Annotated in this window: 18 protein-coding genes; 4 read left to right on the forward strand and 14 right to left on the reverse strand. The window is 70.3% G+C overall.

Features of this window, described 5'->3' with window-relative positions; all coding sequences use genetic code 11:
* Window positions 1-28: 28 nt before the first annotated feature.
* The 4 genes from J4030_RS13885 to J4030_RS13900 all read right to left on the reverse strand — a co-directional run bounded on the left by J4030_RS13885 (window position 29) and on the right by J4030_RS13900 (window position 3625).
* Complete coding sequence (locus tag J4030_RS13885) at window positions 29-871, reverse strand: aldo/keto reductase (RefSeq protein ID WP_208049831.1); 843 nt, start codon at window positions 869-871, stop codon at window positions 29-31.
* Window positions 872-895: 24 nt separating this feature from the next.
* On the reverse strand, window positions 896-1813 hold the full coding sequence (locus J4030_RS13890) for a glycosyltransferase family 2 protein (protein ID WP_208049832.1): 918 nt from the start codon (window positions 1811-1813) through the stop codon (window positions 896-898).
* Between the two features lie 111 nt (window positions 1814-1924).
* Window positions 1925-2797 carry a hypothetical protein gene (locus J4030_RS13895; protein ID WP_208049833.1) on the reverse strand — a complete coding sequence of 291 codons (873 nt, stop codon included), beginning with the start codon at window positions 2795-2797 and terminating at the stop codon, window positions 1925-1927.
* A 9-nt stretch (window positions 2798-2806) separates the two neighbouring features.
* A complete protein-coding gene (locus tag J4030_RS13900) occupies window positions 2807-3625 on the reverse strand; it encodes a class I SAM-dependent methyltransferase (protein WP_208049834.1) in 819 nt (272 codons plus the stop codon).
* Between the two features lie 143 nt (window positions 3626-3768).
* Here J4030_RS13900 and J4030_RS18560 point away from each other — a divergent pair, with 143 nt between their 5' ends.
* Complete coding sequence (locus tag J4030_RS18560; protein WP_208049835.1) at window positions 3769-5589, forward strand: ABC transporter ATP-binding protein; 1821 nt, start codon at window positions 3769-3771, stop codon at window positions 5587-5589.
* A gap of 1 nt (window position 5590) precedes the next feature.
* Here the strand turns inward: J4030_RS18560 and J4030_RS13910 are convergent, their stop codons facing one another.
* Window positions 5591-6319 (reverse strand): alpha-1,2-fucosyltransferase, encoded by a 729-nt coding sequence (locus J4030_RS13910; RefSeq protein WP_208049836.1) that lies wholly within the window; start codon window positions 6317-6319, stop codon window positions 5591-5593.
* A gap of 270 nt (window positions 6320-6589) precedes the next feature.
* On the opposite strand from J4030_RS13910, the gene J4030_RS13915 reads away from it, so the two are divergent.
* Window positions 6590-7417 (forward strand): glycosyltransferase family A protein, encoded by an 828-nt coding sequence (locus J4030_RS13915; protein WP_208049837.1) that lies wholly within the window; start codon window positions 6590-6592, stop codon window positions 7415-7417.
* 94 nt (window positions 7418-7511) lie between these two features.
* Here the strand turns inward: J4030_RS13915 and J4030_RS18300 are convergent, their stop codons facing one another.
* Genes J4030_RS18300 through J4030_RS13950 form a run of 7 tightly spaced genes read right to left on the reverse strand, consistent with a single transcriptional unit; the run spans window position 7512 to window position 14999 of the window.
* A complete protein-coding gene (locus J4030_RS18300) occupies window positions 7512-8588 on the reverse strand; it encodes a glycosyltransferase family 4 protein (RefSeq protein ID WP_208049838.1) in 1077 nt (358 codons plus the stop codon).
* Window position 8589: 1 nt separating this feature from the next.
* Window positions 8590-9336 (reverse strand): hypothetical protein, encoded by a 747-nt coding sequence (locus tag J4030_RS13925; protein WP_208049839.1) that lies wholly within the window; start codon window positions 9334-9336, stop codon window positions 8590-8592.
* On the reverse strand, window positions 9333-10208 hold the full coding sequence (locus tag J4030_RS13930) for an alpha-1,2-fucosyltransferase (RefSeq protein WP_208049840.1): 876 nt from the start codon (window positions 10206-10208) through the stop codon (window positions 9333-9335). Before J4030_RS13930 ends, J4030_RS13925 begins: the two co-directional genes overlap by 4 nt.
* A gap of 1 nt (window position 10209) precedes the next feature.
* Complete coding sequence (locus J4030_RS13935; RefSeq protein ID WP_208049841.1) at window positions 10210-11172, reverse strand: NAD-dependent epimerase/dehydratase family protein; 963 nt, start codon at window positions 11170-11172, stop codon at window positions 10210-10212.
* A gap of 13 nt (window positions 11173-11185) precedes the next feature.
* On the reverse strand, window positions 11186-12232 hold the full coding sequence (gene gmd, locus J4030_RS13940) for a GDP-mannose 4,6-dehydratase (RefSeq protein ID WP_208049842.1): 1047 nt from the start codon (window positions 12230-12232) through the stop codon (window positions 11186-11188).
* Window positions 12229-13911, reverse strand: a complete 1683-nt coding sequence (locus J4030_RS13945) for a hypothetical protein (RefSeq protein WP_208049843.1) — start codon at window positions 13909-13911, stop codon at window positions 12229-12231. The genes gmd and J4030_RS13945 overlap by 4 nt, the downstream gene beginning before the upstream one ends.
* Complete coding sequence (locus J4030_RS13950; protein ID WP_208049844.1) at window positions 13908-14999, reverse strand: acyltransferase; 1092 nt, start codon at window positions 14997-14999, stop codon at window positions 13908-13910. The genes J4030_RS13945 and J4030_RS13950 overlap by 4 nt, the downstream gene beginning before the upstream one ends.
* 100 nt (window positions 15000-15099) lie before the next feature.
* Between J4030_RS13950 and J4030_RS13955 the strand changes: the two genes are divergently transcribed.
* Complete coding sequence (locus J4030_RS13955) at window positions 15100-16218, forward strand: glycosyltransferase (protein WP_208049845.1); 1119 nt, start codon at window positions 15100-15102, stop codon at window positions 16216-16218.
* Here the strand turns inward: J4030_RS13955 and J4030_RS13960 are convergent.
* Entirely contained in the window at window positions 16142-17284 is a 1143-nt protein-coding gene (locus J4030_RS13960) for an acyltransferase (protein ID WP_208049846.1), read from the reverse strand. The two genes, J4030_RS13955 and J4030_RS13960, sit on opposite strands and share 77 nt — an antisense overlap.
* 49 nt (window positions 17285-17333) lie before the next feature.
* Here J4030_RS13960 and J4030_RS18565 point away from each other — a divergent pair, with 49 nt between their 5' ends.
* The gene (locus J4030_RS18565; protein WP_208049847.1) at window positions 17334-18440 is read left to right on the forward strand and encodes a glycosyltransferase family 4 protein; all 1107 of its coding nucleotides are present in this window, start codon (window positions 17334-17336) and stop codon (window positions 18438-18440) included.
* On the opposite strand, the gene J4030_RS13970 is transcribed toward J4030_RS18565, so the two are convergent.
* Window positions 18367-19476 carry an acyltransferase gene (locus J4030_RS13970; RefSeq protein ID WP_208049848.1) on the reverse strand — a complete coding sequence of 370 codons (1110 nt, stop codon included), beginning with the start codon at window positions 19474-19476 and terminating at the stop codon, window positions 18367-18369. The two genes, J4030_RS18565 and J4030_RS13970, sit on opposite strands and share 74 nt — an antisense overlap.
* Window positions 19477-19511 lie beyond the last annotated feature (35 nt).

Below are 19511 nucleotides of genomic sequence, written 5' to 3' on the forward strand. Positions count from 1 at the left end.
GCGCGCGCTCTATAGAGCGCGCGCCTTCCTACATCTCCTCGTGCGTCTCCGGGTCGCCGCCGAAGAGACGCCCGTCCGGCCGGCCGAGGGCGGTGATCGCGGCCATCTCGGCGTCGCTCAACTCGAAGCCGAAGACGTCCAGGTTGGCCCGCTGACGCTTCGGCGTCGCCGACTTGGGGATCGGCAGGCTGCCGAGCTGGTAGTGCCAGCGCATGATCACCTGGCCGGGTGACACGTCGTACGCCCGCGCGGGCGCGGCGACCGCGTCCTCGGTGAACGGCGCCTGCCGCTTGCCCATCGGGCTCCAGGCCTCGGTGCGGATGCCGAGCTCGGCGTGCACCGCGCGCATCTGCTCCTGCGGGAAGTACGGGTGCAGCTCGATCTGGTTGACGGCGGGGGTGACACCGGAGTCGTCGATGATTGCGCGCAGGAATTCCGGCGTGAAGTTGGAGACGCCGATCGATTTCACCAACCCCTCCTCGCGCGCGTCGACCAGCGCGCGCCACGCCTCGCGGAACTTCCCGACGCTCGGGTTCGGCCAGTGGATCAGGTGCAGATCGATGTAGTCGACGCCGAGCGTCTGCAGTGACGTGCGGATCGAGGTGCGCGCATCGTCGTACCCGTGGTGGCGGCCGGGGATCTTGGTGGTGACCTGCAGCTGCTCGCGCGGGAGCCCGCTGCGCCGCATCGCCTCGCCGACCTCGGCCTCGTTCTCGTAGTTGACTGCGGTGTCGAGCAGCCGGTAGCCCGCCTCGATCGCGCTGACCATGGCGGTGGTGCCGTCTTCGCCCTTCAGCGGGTAGGAGCCGAAACCGATTGCGGGGACCATGTTCTCGTCGTTCAGGGTGTATGCCGGGATGTCACTGACCATGCACCGCACGCTACTCGTGACGTTTCAGCGCCTCGCGGCAGCACCGGATCCCTCTACGAGTAGTGCTACCAGCTTGTGCCCCACGGACGGTGGCACTCGCGGGAGCAGCCCGTCGACGCCGCGTCCGACCGCCCGCACCGCCCGGTCCGATCGCAGGACACCCCCTGTCGCCCGCACCGCGACGTTCCACGGTGAGTTCATCGCCAGCCGATCGGCGCCCAGCGCATCCCGTCCGTGCTTGGCCTCGAACACCCGGCGGGAGGCGCCGGAGTGGTACGCCCGCTCCGCTCGCTCGGTCGCGCTGGTGGCCGGATTGTGGTGCGGCGCCTTGAGATCACGGGGCACGAGCACGGGGATGCCGAGCAGGTGCAGTCGGTATCCCCAGTCGATGTCCTCCCACCCGTAGACCCGGAACGCGTCGTCGTACGGCCCGACCCGGTCCCAGGTCTCGTCGGTGACCGAGACGTTGGCCGACCAGCGCCGCCAGCCCTCCTCCGCTGACAGCGCGTAGCTGCTCTCGCGCACGAGGTGGTCGTTGGCGTTCCCGTACGCGCGTACGTAGGCGTTGTCGGGGAAGACCTCGGGGCACATGCCGACGATGCCCACCGGCTCCGGTCCGGCGTGGTGCGCGACGTGCCTCGCCACGAACTCCGGGGCGGGCGCGAGGTCGTCGTCGCACCGGATCAGCACCCTGCCCTGCGCTGCCGCGCGACCGGCGTTCAGGGCTGCCGATCGGCCTTGGTTCTCCTGGAAGACCACGGTTCGCACCGGGATTCGGGTCGACCAGGCCTGCACGACGGTGGCAGAGTCGTCGACCTCGCCGTCCAGCACGACGACGCATTCGTACGCCGTGCCGACCTGCTCCTCCAGCGCCGCGAACAGCCGCGGCAGACGCTCGGCACCGCCCAGGGTGGGGACGATGACGGTGGCGTCGAGCGACATGGCCTGCAGGCTACCCACCCGCCGTCGCCCCGAGTGGCGTAGGAACTCCTCGAGTGGCATACCTACAAGTGCGCCACTCGAAAGATAGGTATGCCACTCGGCGGAGGCGGGTCAGCGGTAGTCCACGAAGGCCGGCTGCATCCGTGCGTCCTGCAGGAATCGGCCGTGGTACTTCAGTTGCAGTGGCTGCCCGATGTCGGCCATCAGCTGCCCCCATCGCAGCGGGTAGCCCGGCGTCCGACCCCACGTGCCACCGGGGTGGGCCCGCAGCTGCTCGGCGGCCGCGTCCAGATCGCGCTCGAGCGCGGCGAGCCAGGAGGCGGTCACCGGCGTGTGCGAGCGGTAGATAAACGCGCTGTTGCCGATGAAGAGCGGGAAGTGGTGCTTGACAAGGCGCCCGTACGCGCCGGGCAGCTGCGCGCACAGCGACGACGACAGCTCGGGATAGCCCAGCGCCCAGCGCTCCGGGTGCGCTGCCAGCAGGTCGAAGCTGTCGGCCCAGCTGCGCGGGGTGGGTTTGATGTCGGAGTAGCCGCCGCCGTGGTGGTGCATCAGGTACGCGCGCAGGTAGTCCGAGCGGTGGTTGAGGGAGAGGAACCCGTACGCCGGGTGCAGCGGATGCCCCTCGACCAGCCACTGGTCCAGGTCGGTCGGGGTGACCAGCCGCACCCGCACGTCGGTGCCGACGTGCCGGTCGCGCAGGCTCGCCAGCCCGCGTTCCCGGTTCTCGGTCAGCGGGTTGTCACCGGTCCACACGCACCAGATCACCCGCGGCAGCTCGCTGGGCCCGCCCTCCGCCGGGGGCGGCTCGGCCAGGAACGTGTGTGCGTGCTGGGCGGGGTCGTAGACGTACGGCCGGTTCGCGAAGTGCCGCCTCCACCGCGCGTCGTTGGCGCGGATGACCCGCTGCGACAACGGCAGACGTCTCCACACCACGAACGCCCGGTGCTTCACCTGCTGCGCTCCCCGACGCAGGGTTCTCATGGGCGTGCCTCAGGCCACGGCGCCCGTGCGGCCGCGCCGGGTGAAGCCGCGTACGGCGGTCACGGCGGCCGAGAACTGCGGGGCGAACCTGGGCGGCACCCAGGGCAACCACACCGGCTCAGCGGAGCCGTGCCCGCCGAAGACGCGCACCACGTCGTCGTCGCCGATCCGGTGCATCTCGTGCGCGAACTCCGAGTCGCGCACCCAGGACAGCACCGCCTCGGTGTACGGCGCCGGGTCACCCCAGGTGGCGTACATCTTCACCTCGGACACGGCGATCGGCCGCAGGCCGGACTCCCGCGCCTCCCAGACGGCCGCGGAGACGCCCGGCGTGTGCGCCGAGCGGTAGTCGTCGAAGACCACGACGCCGTCGGGCCGCAGCAGGGTGCGCGCGGCCGCGATGTCCTTCACGACGTGCTCGTAGAGGTGCGAGGCGTCGATGTGCACGAAGCGGTGGGTGCCGTGCGCCGCGTGGTCGACGATCTTCTCGCTGTAGTCCTGCACGATCACCGGTAGCTCGCCGTGCAGCGCGCGGTAGTTGGACTCGAACTGCGCCCGGGTCAGCTCCGGGTACTGGTCGGTGTTCTCCTCCAGGTTGCGCTCGTCACCCGCGGCGTCGCCGAAGAGGTCGATGACGGTGAAGGTCTCGCCCGGAGCCAGGTCGCCGCCGATCAATGTCGCGCTCTTGCCGAGGTAGACGCCCAGCTCGGCCAGGTCGCCCGGCCCGTCCTGTGCACTGCGGGCCAGATGCACACGGAAGAGCTCCATGTCCATGGGGAAGAACCACCCCGGCAGGTCATCGACCTGAGCGTTCGTGACCGAAACCATGCGGCACATCGTAGGTGTCCGCGGCGGTGTGCCGGCGCTTGCAGGCACCCCGTCGTAACCCGCTGCCGGGACCGTGCACTGCGTACGATGTCGCCGGTGCGCACCCGCGCGCCCTGCCCCGTCCCGCCCCAGCGAAGGTCGCCGTGCTCGGAATCCCCAGGGACGTCATGGTGCTGTTCTCGCCGCGCACCAGGCTGAAGCTCGCGGCCGCCCTGGCCGGGTCCATCGTGCAGGCGTTCGCGGAGATCCTGGCGGTCGCCACGGTGCTTCCGCTGATGGAGGTGCTGACCGGTACGACGCCGTCGTTCGGCCCGCTCGGGTCCGCCGCGGACGTCTTCGGCACCGACGACAAGAACACCGTGGCGATCTGGTTGGCGGTGGTGCTGCTGGTGACCTACGTCTGCAAGGGCGTCGCGGTGATCGCCTTCCGGTGGTGGGTGCTCGGCTTCGTCAACCTGCAGGAGGCCGAGACGTCGGAGTCGCTCTTCCGCTACTTCCTGCACGCCCCGTACTCCCTGCACCTGCAGCGCACGACCGCGGAGTTCCTGCGGATGAGCGGCGGCGCGGTCGGCGCGGTCTACAACGGCGTCGTCCTCGGCGTGATCAACGTGATCACCTCGGCCGTCACCATCGTGGCGATCCTGATCTCGCTGGTGGTGATCATGCCGGTGCCGGCGCTGATCATGCTGGCCTACTTCGCGGTGGCCGGCACGACGCTCTACCTGCTCACCCGCCGCTACGCCTCAGAGGCGGGCGCCCGCGCGCTCAACGCGTCCGAGGCGATGTTCCGGGTGTCGGTGGAGCCGCTCGCCTCGATCAAGGACATCAAGCTCAAGGACAACTCCGAGTACTTCCTCGGCCGATATCACCGGGTGCAGCGCGACGCCGCCGGCGCTAGTCGCACCTCGACGTTCCTCGGCGAACTGCCGCGCTACGTCCTGGAGATCGTCTTCATCGTCGGCATCGCGCTGATGACCGTCGTCCTCTTCAGCCGCTCGGAGTCCTCGCGCGCGGTCAGCATGCTCGCGCTCTTCGCAGTCGCCGGTTTCCGGATCCTGCCCAGCATGACCGCCGCGCTGGCGTCCCTCTCCTCGATCCGGGTCGGCAGCATCGGACTGCAGTCGGTGATCACCGAGACGCACGACGCGCAGCGCATCACCACGCGCCACCAAACCCCTGCCACGGCGATGCCGTTCGAACACACACTGCGGCTGGACGACCTGCGCTTCACGTACGGCGGCACCGACAAGGAGGTGCTGCGCGGCGTCGACCTCGACGTGACCGCCGGTACGTCGGTCGCGCTCGTCGGCGGCAGCGGCGCCGGCAAGTCCACCCTCGTCGACCTCATCCTCGGGCTGCACACCCCGACCGGCGGCGCGATCCTCGCCGACGGACAGGACATTGCGGGCGACGTACGGGGCTGGCAACGCAACCTGGCCGTCGTACCGCAGGAGGTCGTCCCGCTGGACGGCACCGTCGAGGAGAACGTGCTCTTCGGCGACGACCCCACGCCGGAGAACCTGGAGCGGGTACGCCGCGCGGTGCAGCAGGCGCAGCTCACGGACCTGCTCGCGGAGCTGCCCGGTGGCCTGCAGGCGCCGGTCGGCGAGTGGGGCGGCAAGCTGTCCGGCGGTCAGCGGCAGCGGCTCGGGATCGCCCGCGCGCTCTACAACGCGCCGAAACTGCTGGTGCTCGACGAGGCCACCTCGGCGCTGGACAACATCACGGAGCACAAGATCACCCAGACGATGCAGGCACTGCACGGGCAGATCACCATCCTGATCGTGGCGCACCGGTTGAGCACGGTGCGCGGCTGCGACCAGATCGTCTTCCTCGAGGACGGCCAGGTCGCCTCGCGCGGCACGTTCGAGCAGGTGCGCGCCGACAACGCCCACTTCGCACGTCTGGTCGAGCTGGCCAACCTGGAGGCAAAGGTCGAGGACACCGGCGTCATCGTTCCGTAGCTCAGCCGTCCCACCCTCCGGGGATGTCCTCGATCACGGTCCACCGCGGGTCCAGTTGCCAGGCACGTCCGCCCCGAACCGCCCGACTGTGGAAGCGGGGTGCGATCACGGCAGAGTGATTGGAACGGTGCACGGCAGTGGACAAATACGCTCCCCAGTACGAGAAGGTCGAATTCGTGAGGATCAGTCTTTCGGCGCCCGCAAGCTGCTCCAGCGCTTGAATGGGTCCGCTCGCGGTGAGGACGCTCACTCTTTCCACCGCCAGAAGTTGCGGCGTCACTTTGATCTCACACCACTGCGGATCATCTGATACCAGGATCGCGTGTCTCACGGGTGCGAGTTCCCGCGCGACCTTCATCGCCTCCGCCAGGTACTCCCTCACATCGAAGGAGTAGTTCCCCCGGAAGGTGCCGTCGGAGTAATAGTCCCCACGCCGGACATTGACGACAACCGTGTCGTCGGGCACCGGCCTCGGATCGAGTCTCTTCAGCAAGATGTCCGTGCAGAACCGGTCGTTCTGGTCGGAAGTGAAGTCGTCGCCGTACGCCTGATGGAACCCCATGACTCGGCGGTCGAAGAAGCCGACATCGACCCGGTCGATGAGCGCCGGATCCGATTCCGGCCATTCCGAGCGCCAGTGCGCCATCTCGGGTCTGACGAGGACACGCCAATCACGTCCGGCCGCCTGTTCGAGAATGGCCTTCTGCCACAGATAGAAGTGGTTACCCATTCCCAGGTTCGCCGGCGTCCACAGAACGGTGCGCTCTCCCCGTCGTACCTTCTCCAGCGAAGAGTGCGCAAGATGTCTTACGTTCACTGCGCCACCGCAGGGAAGGCGTCCCCGACGCGCGCTCGGCAAGCGCATTCCAGCATCATGATTGGATTCCCCACCCCGGTAGTTGACGGTTCAACGTCGGAGTGCATGGTCGCATCTTGATGATTGACCGGGGACTGGAATACGAAATTCTGCTGCGCCGCCACCCACTGCCATCATGTGTCCATGAGCGACTCGGCGCCCTCGAACGCGGTCACGATCGTGACCGCCTGCTTCAACGACGGTGCCTACCTGCGCGAGTCGGTCAGATCCACGCTCGCCCAGACCCACCCGGACCTCGAAGTGATCGTCGTCGACGACGGCTCCACCGATCACGCCACGCTGGGGGTGCTCGACGAGGTGGAGGCACTCGGCGTCAGGGTCATCCACCAGGAGAACCAGGGCCTGCCCGGCGCTCGCAACACCGGCATCGCCGCCGCACGCGGCGCGTACATCCTGCCCGTCGACGCCGACGACATCGTGGAGCCCGAGTACGCCGCCCTCGCCGCGGCCGAGCTGGACGCGCGTCCCGAGCTGGGCATCGTCTACCCGCGCGCCGACCTGTTCGGCGCGATCACCGGGCCCTGGGAGCTGGGGCAGTTCGACGTCGGAATCATGTTGACCGGCAACCAGATTCCCGCCTGCTCGATGTTCCGCAAGGAGGACTGGGCTGCGGTCGGGGGATACCACCAGGTGCGCCTGGAGGATCACGACCTGTGGCTGTCCATCCTCGAACTGGGCCGCACGGCGTACCGGCTGGACCGGGTGCTCTACCACTACCGGCAGCGGTCGGACTCGATCACCGGAGCGATGGCCGAGGAGGACACGGTGCGCGCGCTGGCCGAGGTCATCCGCGCGCACCCGCAGTACTACCTGGACAACATCGAGCAGCTGATCCGGATCCGTCGCGCGCAGTGGAACACGCTGCAGCACTGGAAGCAGCGTTACGGCTTCATCGAGGACCGGCTCCACCAGGCCGCCCCACTGGCCAAACGGCTCCTGCGCCGTACGTGAGGGCGGCGGGTACACAGAAGGAGATCCGCGCTGATGCTGGCGTCGCAGGGACGTGTCGCACCGCATCTCCTCCCCGTACATACGCAGCACGGGTTCAGGCGGGCAGCAGGGCGCGATCGCGCAGGGCGGCGAGGATGTCGCGCCACATGATGTCGGCGGTGAAGCGGCCGGTCACGTTCGCCCGCGCGCCCGTGCCCACCCGTCGACGCAACGCCTCGTCGGCGAGGGCCTGCCGCAGTCGCGCTCGCAGGTCGGCGGGATCGTGCACATCGACCAGGAGTGCGTCCTGCCCATCCGTGAAGTACTCGCGCAACGGCGTCGAGCCGGTGACGACGACGCACGCGCCGGTCGCGCTCGCCTCGAGCGCCACGCTCTGCCCCGTCGGGTACGCGCGCTCGTGCGTCGGCACGACCACCACCTTTGCGCGGCGCAGCATGGCGGCGTACGCCCTGCTGTCGACGACGCCGTGCAGTCGCACGTTGTCCTGCGGGATGTTCGGGGGCAGGTAGCTCACGGGGCAGACGATGTCGACGACGAGGTCCGTGCCCCGCACCGCGTCGAAGAGCGTCGCGTAGTCGCGTCCGCCGTCCTGACCGACCGCCAGCAGGTCGATGTCCTGGGGCACGGCGGGATCCGGGGTGAAGTAGTCGGCGTCCGCGCAGAAGCCCACCGGCACCAGCTTGCGGTCGGGGATCCCGAGCTCGCGCAGGATCGGTGTCTGGTTGCGGCTCCAGTAGACGAACGCGTCGACGTGCGCGAAGCGGGACCGCAGCTGTGCGCGGGTCGCTTCGTCGGCGCCGCGGGCATCGTCGGCGAGCCAGCAGGTCAGCGCCACGAGCGGGGCACGTCGGTAGGGCGGCACGTGCGCGCGTCGCAGCGCGGACATCACGATCGCCTCGCGCTCCAGAGAGGCGATCACCAGATTGGCGCGAGCCACCTTCGCTGCGCCCTTCACGGTGCGTGCCACAGGTACACCGAGTCGGTGCTCGACCACGTCGCGGACCTTCGTCGCCGCTGGCCGTTCACTCAACCGCACGCCGTCGACCCGGAAACCGTTCTGCTCCAACGCCTCTGCACCGTAGGGCAGAGCCGCTGGGCGATCACCCGCAGCATGCTCACGGCGCCAGCGGGCCAGGTCCGCTCCGCTCAGCAGCAGGGCGTTGCGCGCCACCTCAGACCAGCCGTCCGCCGAGCAGCCGGCGCACCGCGCCCTCGGCCTTGCGCTGCACCACAGGGGGTACGACGCGTGCGCGCCAGCCGTCGTACGGCGCCCCCGTCGTGCCTGACGACCCGGCAAACCGTGGAGGGTCGGGGAAGCGCTGCACCGTGAGGCCGCCGGCGTACTCACCGAGGATCAGGCGCTGGGCAGCGACCCGCTCCAGCCATCGGCCGTGGTCGTCGTCGACCTCCACGCCCATGCCTGACAGGTGTTCCCGCCAGGTGCCGACCGTCGTGACCACGAAGCGGGTGTCGGCGAAGACGCGGTCGACGCTGCGCCGCACCTGCACCGTCGCGCCGCCGACCGGGCCGATCAGCTGCGCAGCGTTCTGCACCAACAAGCGTCCGGTGACCTTGACCAACACGGTGTCGGGCGACGGGTCGAGCGTCACCAGCGCGTGGTCGATCGCCGCGGCCTCGATCGCGCCCTTGCCGCCCGCGGCGAGTCCGGCGGGCACGTCGTACGACACGAACCCCACATCAGTACGCCGCGTCACATCAGCCGGCTCGGCACCGGAGGTCTCGACCACGGCGACCTGACCTCCGACAGCCTGCGCCACGCGGTGCCAGTGTTCGACGGCGGCGCGGTACTGCCCGGCCCGCTCCTGCGGGTCGGCGAGCGTCATCCGGAACGACGCGTCGTTCGCCAGAAACGCCGGATCGGGCGTCACCGCCGCGGTGAGCAGGATCAGCGTGCTCACGCCTTCTCCTCCCACCCGCCGGGGATGTCGCCGACGATGCTCCACCGCGGATCCAATTGCACGGCTTGCCATTTCGGTTCGCGGATGTGGAAGAGCGGCGCCCACACCTGCGCGTGGTTGTCGCCGTGGATCACGTTGGACAGGTATCCCGCCCAGTAGGCGAACGTGGAGTTGCCGAGCACGCTGCGCCGGGCCAGCGCAAGATCGCGGAAGTCCTCCGCGGCCGACGCCGACGGGTCGCCGTGCCGCACGGTGCCCGCGTATTCATCCAGCCAGCCGAGCTGGTCACGGCACCAGGCTTGGTCGTTGGACAGCACGGTGATCCGGCTGATCGGGCCATCCTGCCGGGTGCTGCCGTCGAGTGCCACGCGGAGGTAGCCGGGCACATCCATCCCGTAGTAGCGCCTCAGCGACGGGTCGTTGTAGTAGCTGCCGCGCCGGATGTGCAGCACCAGGTCGGCGCTCGTCGCGGGCGCCGGCAGGGTGTCGGTGAAGACGGGCGCGGTCAGCAGCAGGTCCCGCGCGAAGGCGTCGATCTCGCCCGGGCTGTTGTCGGCGAAGACGCTGTAACTGCCGGCGGTCCGCCGATCGGTCAGCCGCAACTGGGAGCGCGGGATGATCAGGCGCTCCCGCACCCCGGGGAAGACGTCGTACCACTCCCGCATCTCGGGCTGCTCCAGCACCCGGCGGTCCAGGCCCTGCTGCTGACCGGCGTGCGCCCACAGCCACTGGTAGAGGAAGTTGCCGAGCCCGAGTCCCGGGATCGTCCACATGATGTCGCGGTCGCCGCGGCGCAGCAGACCGAGAGCCCTGCTCTTCAGCGGGCCCAGGATCGCGCCCTGCATGCCGTCGCCCGGGCGCGCGATCGCCATCTCAGACCTCCGCGGGCTGATGTGCGAGGAACCATTCGACGGTCTCCCGTACGCCCTCCGCCAACGGCACCCGCGCCGTGAACCCGAGCAGCTCCCGGGCGCGCGTCACGTCGCTGTAGCGCGTCGGCTGACCCTCGGGTTTTGTTGTGTCCCACTGCACTTCACCGGTGTACCCGACAGAGTTCTGCACCAGCGCGGCGAGCTCGGCGATGGAGGTCTCGATCCCCGTGCCGACGTTGATCGGCGCCGGGCCGACCGGTGTCTCGCACGCCAGCGCCACCGCCCGGGCCCCGTCCCGCACGTGCAGGAACTCCCGGGTCGCGCGCCCGCTGCCCCAGTTGGTCACGTACGCCGCGTCGTCGCGGACCGCGTCGGCGTACCGCCGGATCAACGCTGGCATCACGTGGGTGCCCTGCCCGTCGAAGTGGTCGCGCGGTCCGTAGAGGTTGGACAGCACGAGCACCGCGGAGTCGACGTCGTACTGGCGGTGGTAGGTCTCGCACGCCTCGTGCAGCAGGCGTTTGGCCATCCCGTACGCGCCCGTGGCCGGGGCGGGCGGCCCCGACCAGATGTCGTCCTCCCGCAACGGCAGCGGGGCATCCGTCGCGTACGTGCAGGTGGTGGAGGCCAGCACGAACTTGCCCAAACCAGCGCGTCGGCCCTCCTCCAGCAGCATCAGCCCCATGAGCGCGTTCTCGTAGAGGAACCGACCGGGGTTGGCGACGTTGGCGCCGATCCCGCCGACCGCAGCGGCCACGTGCACCACCTGATCCGGCACGTGGTCGGCGTACAAGGCTCGTACCGCGGCCTGTTCGCGCAAGTCGTAGTCGGCCGAGCCGAGGGGCACCACGTCCGCGCCACGCTCGCGCAGCGCATCGGCGACGTGCCCGCCGAGGAATCCGCGCCCACCGGTGACGACAATGCGCGAACCATGCAATTCAACCGCTGGGACAACAGACGTCACAACGTCACCATGCTCACGGAGTCACCGACCGCAGCGTCGGCCACTGCGGCACGACCGCCTGGTCGATCCACGCGCCGCCCTCGTGCGCCAGCGCCGCGATGTCCGCATCGACCATGATCCGAGCAAGCTCGTCGGAGTGCACGCGCGCCTTCCAGCCCAGCTCACGCTCGGCCTTGCCGGGATCCCCGACGAGCGCGTCGACCTCGGAGGGGCGCAGATAGCGCTCGTCGAACCGCACGTGGTCCTGCCATTCCAGCCCTGCGTGCGAGAACGCCGTCTCCACGAATTCCTGCACACTGCAGGGCTGCCCGGTCGCGAGCACGTAGTCCTCCGGGGTGTCGGCCTGCAGCATCCGCCACATCCCCTCGACGAACTCCGGCGCGTACCCCCAGTCGCGGACCGCGTCCAGGTTGCCGAGGAAGACCTCGTGCTCGGTGCCCGCCTTGATGCGCGCGACCGCACGGGTGATCTTGCGCGTCACGAACGTCTCGCCCCGGCGCGGGGACTCGTGGTTGAAGAGGATCCCGTTGACGGCGTACATGTCGTAGGCCTCGCGGTAGTTGCGCGTCATCCAGTACGCGTAGAGCTTCGCCGCGCCGTACGGCGATCGCGGGTGGAAGGGGGTGTCCTCGTCCTGCGGGGGCGGCGTCGCGCCGTACAGCTCGGAGGTGGACGCCTGGTAGTAGCGGCAGTGCACGCCGCTCATCCGGACCGCCTCGAGCAGGCGGGAGGCGCCCAGGCCGGTGACGTCGCCGGTGAAGACCGGCTCGTCGAAGCTGACCCGCACGTGCGACTGGGCCGCCAGGTTGTAGACCTCGTCGGGCTGGATGTCGTAGAGCAGCCGCAGCAGACGCACCCCGTCGGAAAGCTCCCCGTAGTGCAGGATCATCCGCGGCGCGTCCTCGTGCGGGTCCTGGTAGAGGTGATCGATCCGGTGGGTGTTGAAGGTCGAGGCCCGGCGGATGATGCCGTGCACCTCGTACCCCTTGCCGAGCAGGAACTCCGCGAGGTAGGACCCGTCCTGCCCCGTGATCCCGAGGATCAGGGCCCGCTTCGTCACGTTGTGTCCCTTGTCGTCGCCCGTCCCGCCGACCAGCGGATCGGCGTCGCCATGCTAACGGCGGGTCGCGAGCGAACGGGGCTGCCGCGTCGCCCGTCTACCGCCGTTCGGTGCGCCGCTCGGTGCGGTACGAGCGCGCACGCCAGGGCGATCAGGACCGGGACGTGCCCGAGCAGATACCGCGAACGGCCTTGGAAGAGCAGCACGAACACCGCGATCCCCACCACGGTCAGGGCGAGGAGCAGCACCTCCGGGGAGTACCGGCTGCGAAGCAGGCCGAGCCCGGTCAGCAGCAGGAGTCCGAACCACACCGTGTTCGCCAGGTCCACGTGTAGGCGGTAGAGCCCGTGCCCTGGAAAGCTCCAGGCCACCGCCGGGCGGGCGGCAGCTCCGGTGCGCGTCGGGGGCCGACTCATGTCCAGGCCCTCCCCGTGCGCCCAGAACATGCCGTCGCCCCAGTTGAACGCCATCTTGTTCGCCTCGAAACGCACCAGGCCGCCCGGACCCAGCTCCCGCAACCGCCGCGAGATGGCCGCCCGCGCGACCCTCGCCTGCTGCTCGCCGGTCATGTCGTACGTGCCGCGGTCGATGGCGCCGTCGTACCCGCCGATCATCTTGATCCGGTCGTCGGGGATGTACTGCACGCGCAGCCCCTGCGCCATGTAGACGATCGGCGACGCGGCGTGACTCGAGGTCAGCGGCTCGGCACCGCTCAACCGTTCCGACGCGGTCGAGGTGAGCGATGAGGCCGCGAGGAAGGCGAGGACGGCGGCCGCCACCGCGCCGAGCAGCACGAGCCGGCCCGCGCGCCCGCGGCGCATCGCCGCGAACAGCGCGGTGATCGCGAACGCGACCAGACCGACGACCGGCGTGACCTTGACCTGGTAGCCGATGCCCAGCGCAACGCCGGCGAGTGCCGCGAGGACCGGGCCGCGCCAGCCGCTCGACCGGAGCGTGGCGATGAGCAGCAGCACCGCACCGATCGGCGTCCAGAGCGCCAGCAGATCGGTGTACGGCACGCTCATCCACGCCGATGCGCCGACCAGGAAGTCCATCAGCAGCAACGCGACCACGGCCCACGCCGCACCCCGGACGACACGCACCGTCAGATAGAGCAGCCCCGAGGCGATCAGGAAGAGCACGGAGTTGAGCAGGGCGTACGACGCGTCGAAACCCACCCCGGTGGCGTGCTGCACGTGCCACACGAGGCGGTCGACCGCCATCAGGGCGGCATTGTTGGGGAACCGCGAGAAGTACTGCACGAGGAAGGGGGTGAACTGCGCGCGCGGCAGCTGCGCGGCCTGCTTGACCACGCCGGCGTCCCACGACACGTGGTAGCCGCTGAAGTACGCCTCGTAGAGAGCGAGCACGCCACCCGCGCACCACGTCGCCGCTCCGATCCGCGTCCAACGGCGGGGGTCCCAGGGCGTCCCGACCGGTCGCAGTCGGCGGGGCACGAACCACGCCGCAGCGGCGATCAGCAGGGTCGCGAGGGTCACCACCCACCGGTCGTAGCCGTTGTTGGGCGTCTGCGGGTGCACCAGGATGCCGAGCACCAGCAGGCACAGGCCGGCGCCGATGGCTCGCTGCAGCCAGGTCGCCGCCCACTCCGGCCGGTCGGTGCGACGCGAGAACGGCTTGCCCGTGCGCCGAGCCGCGAGCGGGTCCGCGGTGCTCATCCCGCCACCGGCGCCGGCGTGCGGCCGAGGTCCTTCAGCCGCAGCACGCGCTTCTCCACCAACGTCCACGACAACCAGGCCATCGGCACGGTGATCGCAACCGCGAGCAGGGTGAACGCGGTCAGCCCCAGCCGCTGCCCCCCGAGGACCGCGAGCAGCTGCTGCATCGGCCAGGCGTAGATGTACACGCCGTACGAGATGTCGTTACGCACCCCGAGACGCACCGGGAGCACGCCGCCGAGCCACAGGAGCAGGTAACCGAGCGGGAGCGGCAGCAGCACGTACATCCAGGTCAGGCCGCCGGGCACCCAGGTCGCCACGTGCGGGTGCGGGCCGGTGTCGAGGGCGCCGGCCACATAGAGGGGTACGCCGATCGCGAGCGCCACCAGCGCCAGCCGTCCCGAGGACGGGAGCCGGTCGCGCAGCGCCCACAGCGCCATCCCGGCCGCGAAGAAGCACGCGAGCCGGGTCGGCGCCTCGCGGTAGTGGTTGGTGGTGACGAAGAGCGGGCCGTGCGCGAGGTAGACCACCAGCGCGGCCGCGACCGCGACGGACACGAGGATGGGAGCGGCGTGCCGGCGTACGAAGGAGGGCCACAGCAGGAGCCCCGCCGCGAGATAGCCGAGGGACTCGAACCAGAGCGTCCACAGCGAGCCGTTCCATGCGCCGGGCAGCGGCACGTGCGCGAGCGTGTGACCCATCGTGTCGGGCATCGAGTAGAGGGTGGCGTTCTGGGCGACGTAGCGCAGCGCAAGCTGGATGCTCCACGGCTCGTGCGTCCGCAGGGTCGCCAGAGGCGCGATCACCAGCCCGGTCACCAGGAGACAGACCCACAGGCCGGGCAGGATCCGCAGCGCGCGGTGCCAGGCGTAGCGCGGACCCGACATCCGCACCCGACTGCCGCTGACCAGGTAGCCCGAGAGCACGAAGAACCCGTCGACGGCGACGTCGCTGAGCGGACCGCGACGCGGGCTGGACAGCCCCGAGAGGGGCACACTGTGGTCGACGATCACCGCGATCGCGAGCACCAGGCGCAGGAAGTTCAGCGCGTTGTCCCGACCGCGCAGCGGGTCCGCGAGGCGTGCCACGTGCTCGGACTATACGGGCGCGGCGCAGCCCCGGAGGTGTTGAGCAGCAGGTGACAATGGGGCGCCCGGCCCACCCGACCCCGAGGACGAGATGCACCTGGTGATCGTGCCGAACGGCGGATGGCCGGTGCGGCCGGACGGTGACCTGCAGCTGCCGGTCAAGCTGATCTCGGGCCTGCAGGCGTATGCCGCCCACTGGCCGGGACCCATCACCCTCCTGACGCGGGGTGAGCCCGACGACGGCTCGGGGCCGCACAATCTCGGGTCGGTCTGGCTCGCACCCTCGCAGCTGCCCTGCGACGTGCTCCTGAGCGACGACCTACCGACCGACCTGGTTCGGCTCGCTCCGGACGTGGTGCTCGCGAGTCTGGAGCCGGGTCGGGAGTGGCTTCTGGAGCTGCCCGCCCCGGTTGTCCTCGTGAGCGAGGTGCCGGTCTCGGCCCGCACCGACTACCTCGTGCACGAAGCCGGGTCGCGCACGGCTGCGGCCCGCATCCGGCTGGGTGCGGTGCGGGTGGCGCGGGCCGAGCGGGCGCTCGTACGCCGGTCGGCCGGGGTGCAGTGCAACGGCTGGGCGGCCTTCGACGCCTACGCCGGCGACTCGAAAGACGCGTTGCTCTTCTTCGACACCCGCCTGCGCGCCGAGCAGATCCCGGCGGCCCAGCGAGCGCGAGAGCCGGGCCCGCTCCGGCTCTCCTACTCCGCCCGACACTCGCCGGAGAAGGGCCCGCAGTTCGTCCTCGACCTCCAGGCCGCGCTGAATCGCCGTGGGGTGGCGGCGATCACGACCCTCTACGGACGCGGTCCGCTGACCGAGGAGTTGCGCGCGCGAGATGTACCGGGCGTGCAGTTCGCGGGCGACGTGGACTTCGACGACACCTGGGTGCCGCAGGTGCGGGACGACGTCGACCTGATGGTGCTGCCCCACCTGCTCGGCGACCCGTCGGGCACCTACCTGGAGTCGGTAGGCCTCGGCGTGCCGGTGCTGGGCTTCGACAATGACGCGCTCGCCGCGCTGGTCCGCGAGACCGGGGCCGGCTGGACCGTGCCGACGGGCGACGGCGCCGCACTCGCCGAGCGGGCGGCGTACCTCGCGGAGCATCCGGGCGACGTGGCTGCGGCCGCCGCGAAAGGGATCGACTTCATGCGGGGGCATCCGTTCGAGACGGAGTTCGACCGGCGGGTGCAGCATCTGGTGCGGGTGGCCGAGAGGGCCTGAAACGCCCGACGTCCTTCAGCCGCAGCGCGCGCTTCTCGACCAGGTGCCAGGACAGCCACGCCATCGGGATCGTCACCAGGATCGACAGCACGATGAACGCCGCCAGCCCCAGCCGCTGCGCGCCGAGGATGGCGAGCAGCTGCTGCATCGGGAAGGCGTAGATGTACATCCCGTAGGAGATGTCGTTGCGCACCCCGAGACGCACCGGGAGCACCCCGCCGAGCCACAGCAGCAGGTAGGCCAGCGGGAAGGGGGTGACGACGTACGTCCAGATGATCGCGACCGGGGTCAGGGTGGCGGCGTGCAGTTGCGGGGTGTCGTCGAGCGCGGCAGCCAGGTAGAACGGCACGAAGACCGCCGCCGATCCCAGCGCCAGCCACCGTGAGGACGGGACCTTGTCGCGGACCGCCCACATCGCCATCCCAGCGGCGAAGAAGCACCCGAGCCGCAGGGAGTCCCGGTAGCGGTTGGTCGACAGGAACGCCGGCCCGTTGGCCAGGTAGACCGCGACGGCCGCCAGCACCGCCACGGCGATGAGGATCGGTACGGCGTGCCGGCGCACGAAGCGGGGCCAGAGCAGCAGGCCGGCCGCGACGTACGCCAGGGACTCGTGGAAGAGCGTCCACAGCGAGCCGTTCCACGCTTGTTCGTTGACGTGCGCGAGGGTCGAGCCGATCGTGTCGTGCATCGATACCAGGCTGAAGTTGTGGATGAAGTAGCCGAGCCCGAGCCGCAGGTCCCAGGGCTGGTGGGAGTGCAGCGTCGACAGCGGCGCGATGATCAGCCCGGTGACGAGGAGGCAGACCCAGAAGCCCGGCAGGATCCGCAGCGCGCGGTGCCACGCGTAGCGCGGGCCGGACATCCGCACCCGGCTGCCGGCGATCAGGTAGCCCGACAGCACGAAGAACCCGTTGACCGCGACGTCGCTGAGCGGTCCGTGCCGCGGCCCGAAGAGGCCGGAGATCGGGAAGCTGTGGTCGACGATCACCGCGGTCGCGAGCAGCAGCCGCAGGAAGTTGAGCGCGTTGTCCCGCCCCCGGATGGGGTCCGCCAGGGCCGTCGTCACGGGGCGCAGCCTACGGTTTCCGGGCTCGCGAACGTGCCACGATGACCTGGTGAGAATCGAGTTCGTCACCCCGTGGGACGTCACCGACACCGACGCCTGGTCGGGCACGATCGCACCGATGTACGCCGCGCTGTCCCGGCACGCGGCCGTCACCCCGGTGTGGACCGGCGACATCCCCCCGGCACCCGCCGACCGGTTCCTAGAGCGCGGCATCGGCCGACTGACCGACCGCACCTACTCTCCGCACCACGCGGTGCTGAGCAGCCGGCGTCGCGGCCGGGTGGTGGCCGAGCGGGTGGCCGCGAGCGGCGCAGATTTGGTCGTCGCGGTCGCCGCGTCCACCGACATCGTGTACGCGCGACTGCCGCAGCCGGTGATCCAGGTGGGCGACACGACGTTCGCCGCGCTGCTCGGCTTCTACCCGATCGTGGACCAGCTGCACCCGCTCGCGGTGCGCCAGGCGCTGCGTGTCGATCGCGACGCCCGGCGCGCGACGCACAGCTTCGCGATGATGACCGACTGGGCCGTGCGGGCGCTGGTCCGTGAGGGGGCGCCCGCCGACCGGGCGCACACCGTGCCGTTCGGCCCGTCGGTGCAGCCGCAGGTGCTGGCGCCCCGAGAGCCGCACGACGAGCTCGCGCTGCTGCTGGTCGCCAGTGACTGGGCTCGCAAGGGCGGCCCGGCGGCGCTCGCAGCGGTCGAGCAGGCCCGGGCAGCCGGTCACCGCGTCTCGCTGACCGCGGTCGGCAACCTCCCGTCGCTTCCGGACTGGGTCGACGCCCGCGGCCGGGTCCCGCGGCACACGCTGCCCGAGCTGTACCTGCAGCACGACGTGCTGCTCGAGCTCGCGACCGCCAACACCGCCGGGATGACGCTCACGGACGCCGCGGCGTACGGGCTGCCGGTCATCGCCACCGACGTCGGCGGTGTGGCGACGATCGTGCGCGACGGCGAGACCGGGCTGCTGGTGCGGCCGGGCGAACCGTGCGTGGCCGACGCGGTCGCGGCCATCACGAAGCTGACCGGCGGCGACCGATGGCGCGCCCTGAGTGTCGGCGCCCGGGCCCACCATGAGGCGTTGCTCAACTGGGACGCGTGGGCGACCCGCCTGCTGGAACTGGCTGACGACGCAACCCTGCCGGCTCGGACGGCGTAGGCCTGGTCCTCACCAGCCGCAGAGCCGGTCGCTCCACCACCCGCCACGAGGCCCACGCGATCGGCACCGTCACCGCGACGCAGGTGACGAGGTTCAGCACCGGCGGCCACGTGGCCAGTCCGAGCACAGCGCCCAGCTGCTGCACCGGGAAGCCGTAGACGTACATCCCGTAGCTGACGTCGTTGCGCGCGCCGATCCGCACGGGCAGCACGGCACCGACCCAGAGCAGGAAGTACGCCAGCGGGAGCGCCGTCCAGTGACTGGCGAAACCGAGACTGCCGATCACGAAAACCGCTGCCAGAGAACCGATTCCGAGGACGGCGTTCGCCGGCACCCGGTGCGCGATCGAGCGCAGGAACATGCCCGCGACGAAGAAGGTCCCGAGCCGCAGCAGGTGGATCCAGAACGACGTGGTGATGTGCAACGGCCCGAACGCCGCGGGCACCGAGAGCGACGCCAGCACCAGCAGCGCACCCGTCGTCCAGACCGGTCGACGCCGCGCCAGCGCTACGCTCAACACGAGGCCGGCGCCGATGTACGCCAGGAACTCGTACGCCAGCGTCCACAGCGGGGAGTCCCACGTCACCTGGTACGGCGTGTGGGTGAGGGTGTGGTCGACCCCCCACTGGTCGATCCACAGCGCGAGGTTGCGCCCGACGTACGTCGTGGCGCTCGTCGGTGACCACGCGACACCCTCGCGCCACGCGGCCAGCGGCGCGAAGACGAAGGCCACCACGATGAGGCACACCCAGAAGCCGGGCAGGATCCGCAGGGCCCGGCGGGCGAAGTACGCGCGCAGGGAGAGCCGCATCCGGCTGCCCATGATCAGGTAGCCGGACAGGACGAAGAACCCGTCGACCGCCCACCCGCCGATGCCGTCGCCATCGAAGACCCACTGGCCGTGCAACCCCGCGGTCGGCCAGAGGTGGCTGACCATCACGCTGACGGCGAGCAGCAGACGGACGAAGTTGAGGGCGTTGTCCCGCCCGGCCAATCGCGCCGACAGGCTGCCGTCAGGGCCTTGCGATGGTGACACGGAGTCCGGTCCTCGGATGATCGACAGCAGAGAGC

This window comes from Allobranchiibius sp. CTAmp26, from assembly GCF_017565405.1.
Lineage (GTDB): Bacteria > Actinomycetota > Actinomycetes > Actinomycetales > Dermatophilaceae > Allobranchiibius.

Coding starts and splice junctions, on each gene's coding strand:
- J4030_RS13885 (WP_208049831.1), bottom strand. CDS start 871: ATGGTCAGTGACATCCCGGCATACACCCTGAACGACGAGAACATGGTC.
- J4030_RS13890 (WP_208049832.1), bottom strand. CDS start 1,813: ATGTCGCTCGACGCCACCGTCATCGTCCCCACCCTGGGCGGTGCCGAG.
- J4030_RS13895 (WP_208049833.1), bottom strand. CDS start 2,797: ATGAGAACCCTGCGTCGGGGAGCGCAGCAGGTGAAGCACCGGGCGTTC.
- J4030_RS13900 (WP_208049834.1), bottom strand. CDS start 3,625: ATGGTTTCGGTCACGAACGCTCAGGTCGATGACCTGCCGGGGTGGTTC.
- J4030_RS13910 (WP_208049836.1), bottom strand. CDS start 6,319: ATGGGTAACCACTTCTATCTGTGGCAGAAGGCCATTCTCGAACAGGCG.
- J4030_RS13915 (WP_208049837.1), top strand. CDS start 6,590: ATGAGCGACTCGGCGCCCTCGAACGCGGTCACGATCGTGACCGCCTGC.
- J4030_RS13930 (WP_208049840.1), bottom strand. CDS start 10,208: ATGGCGATCGCGCGCCCGGGCGACGGCATGCAGGGCGCGATCCTGGGC.
- J4030_RS13945 (WP_208049843.1), bottom strand. CDS start 13,911: ATGAGCACCGCGGACCCGCTCGCGGCTCGGCGCACGGGCAAGCCGTTC.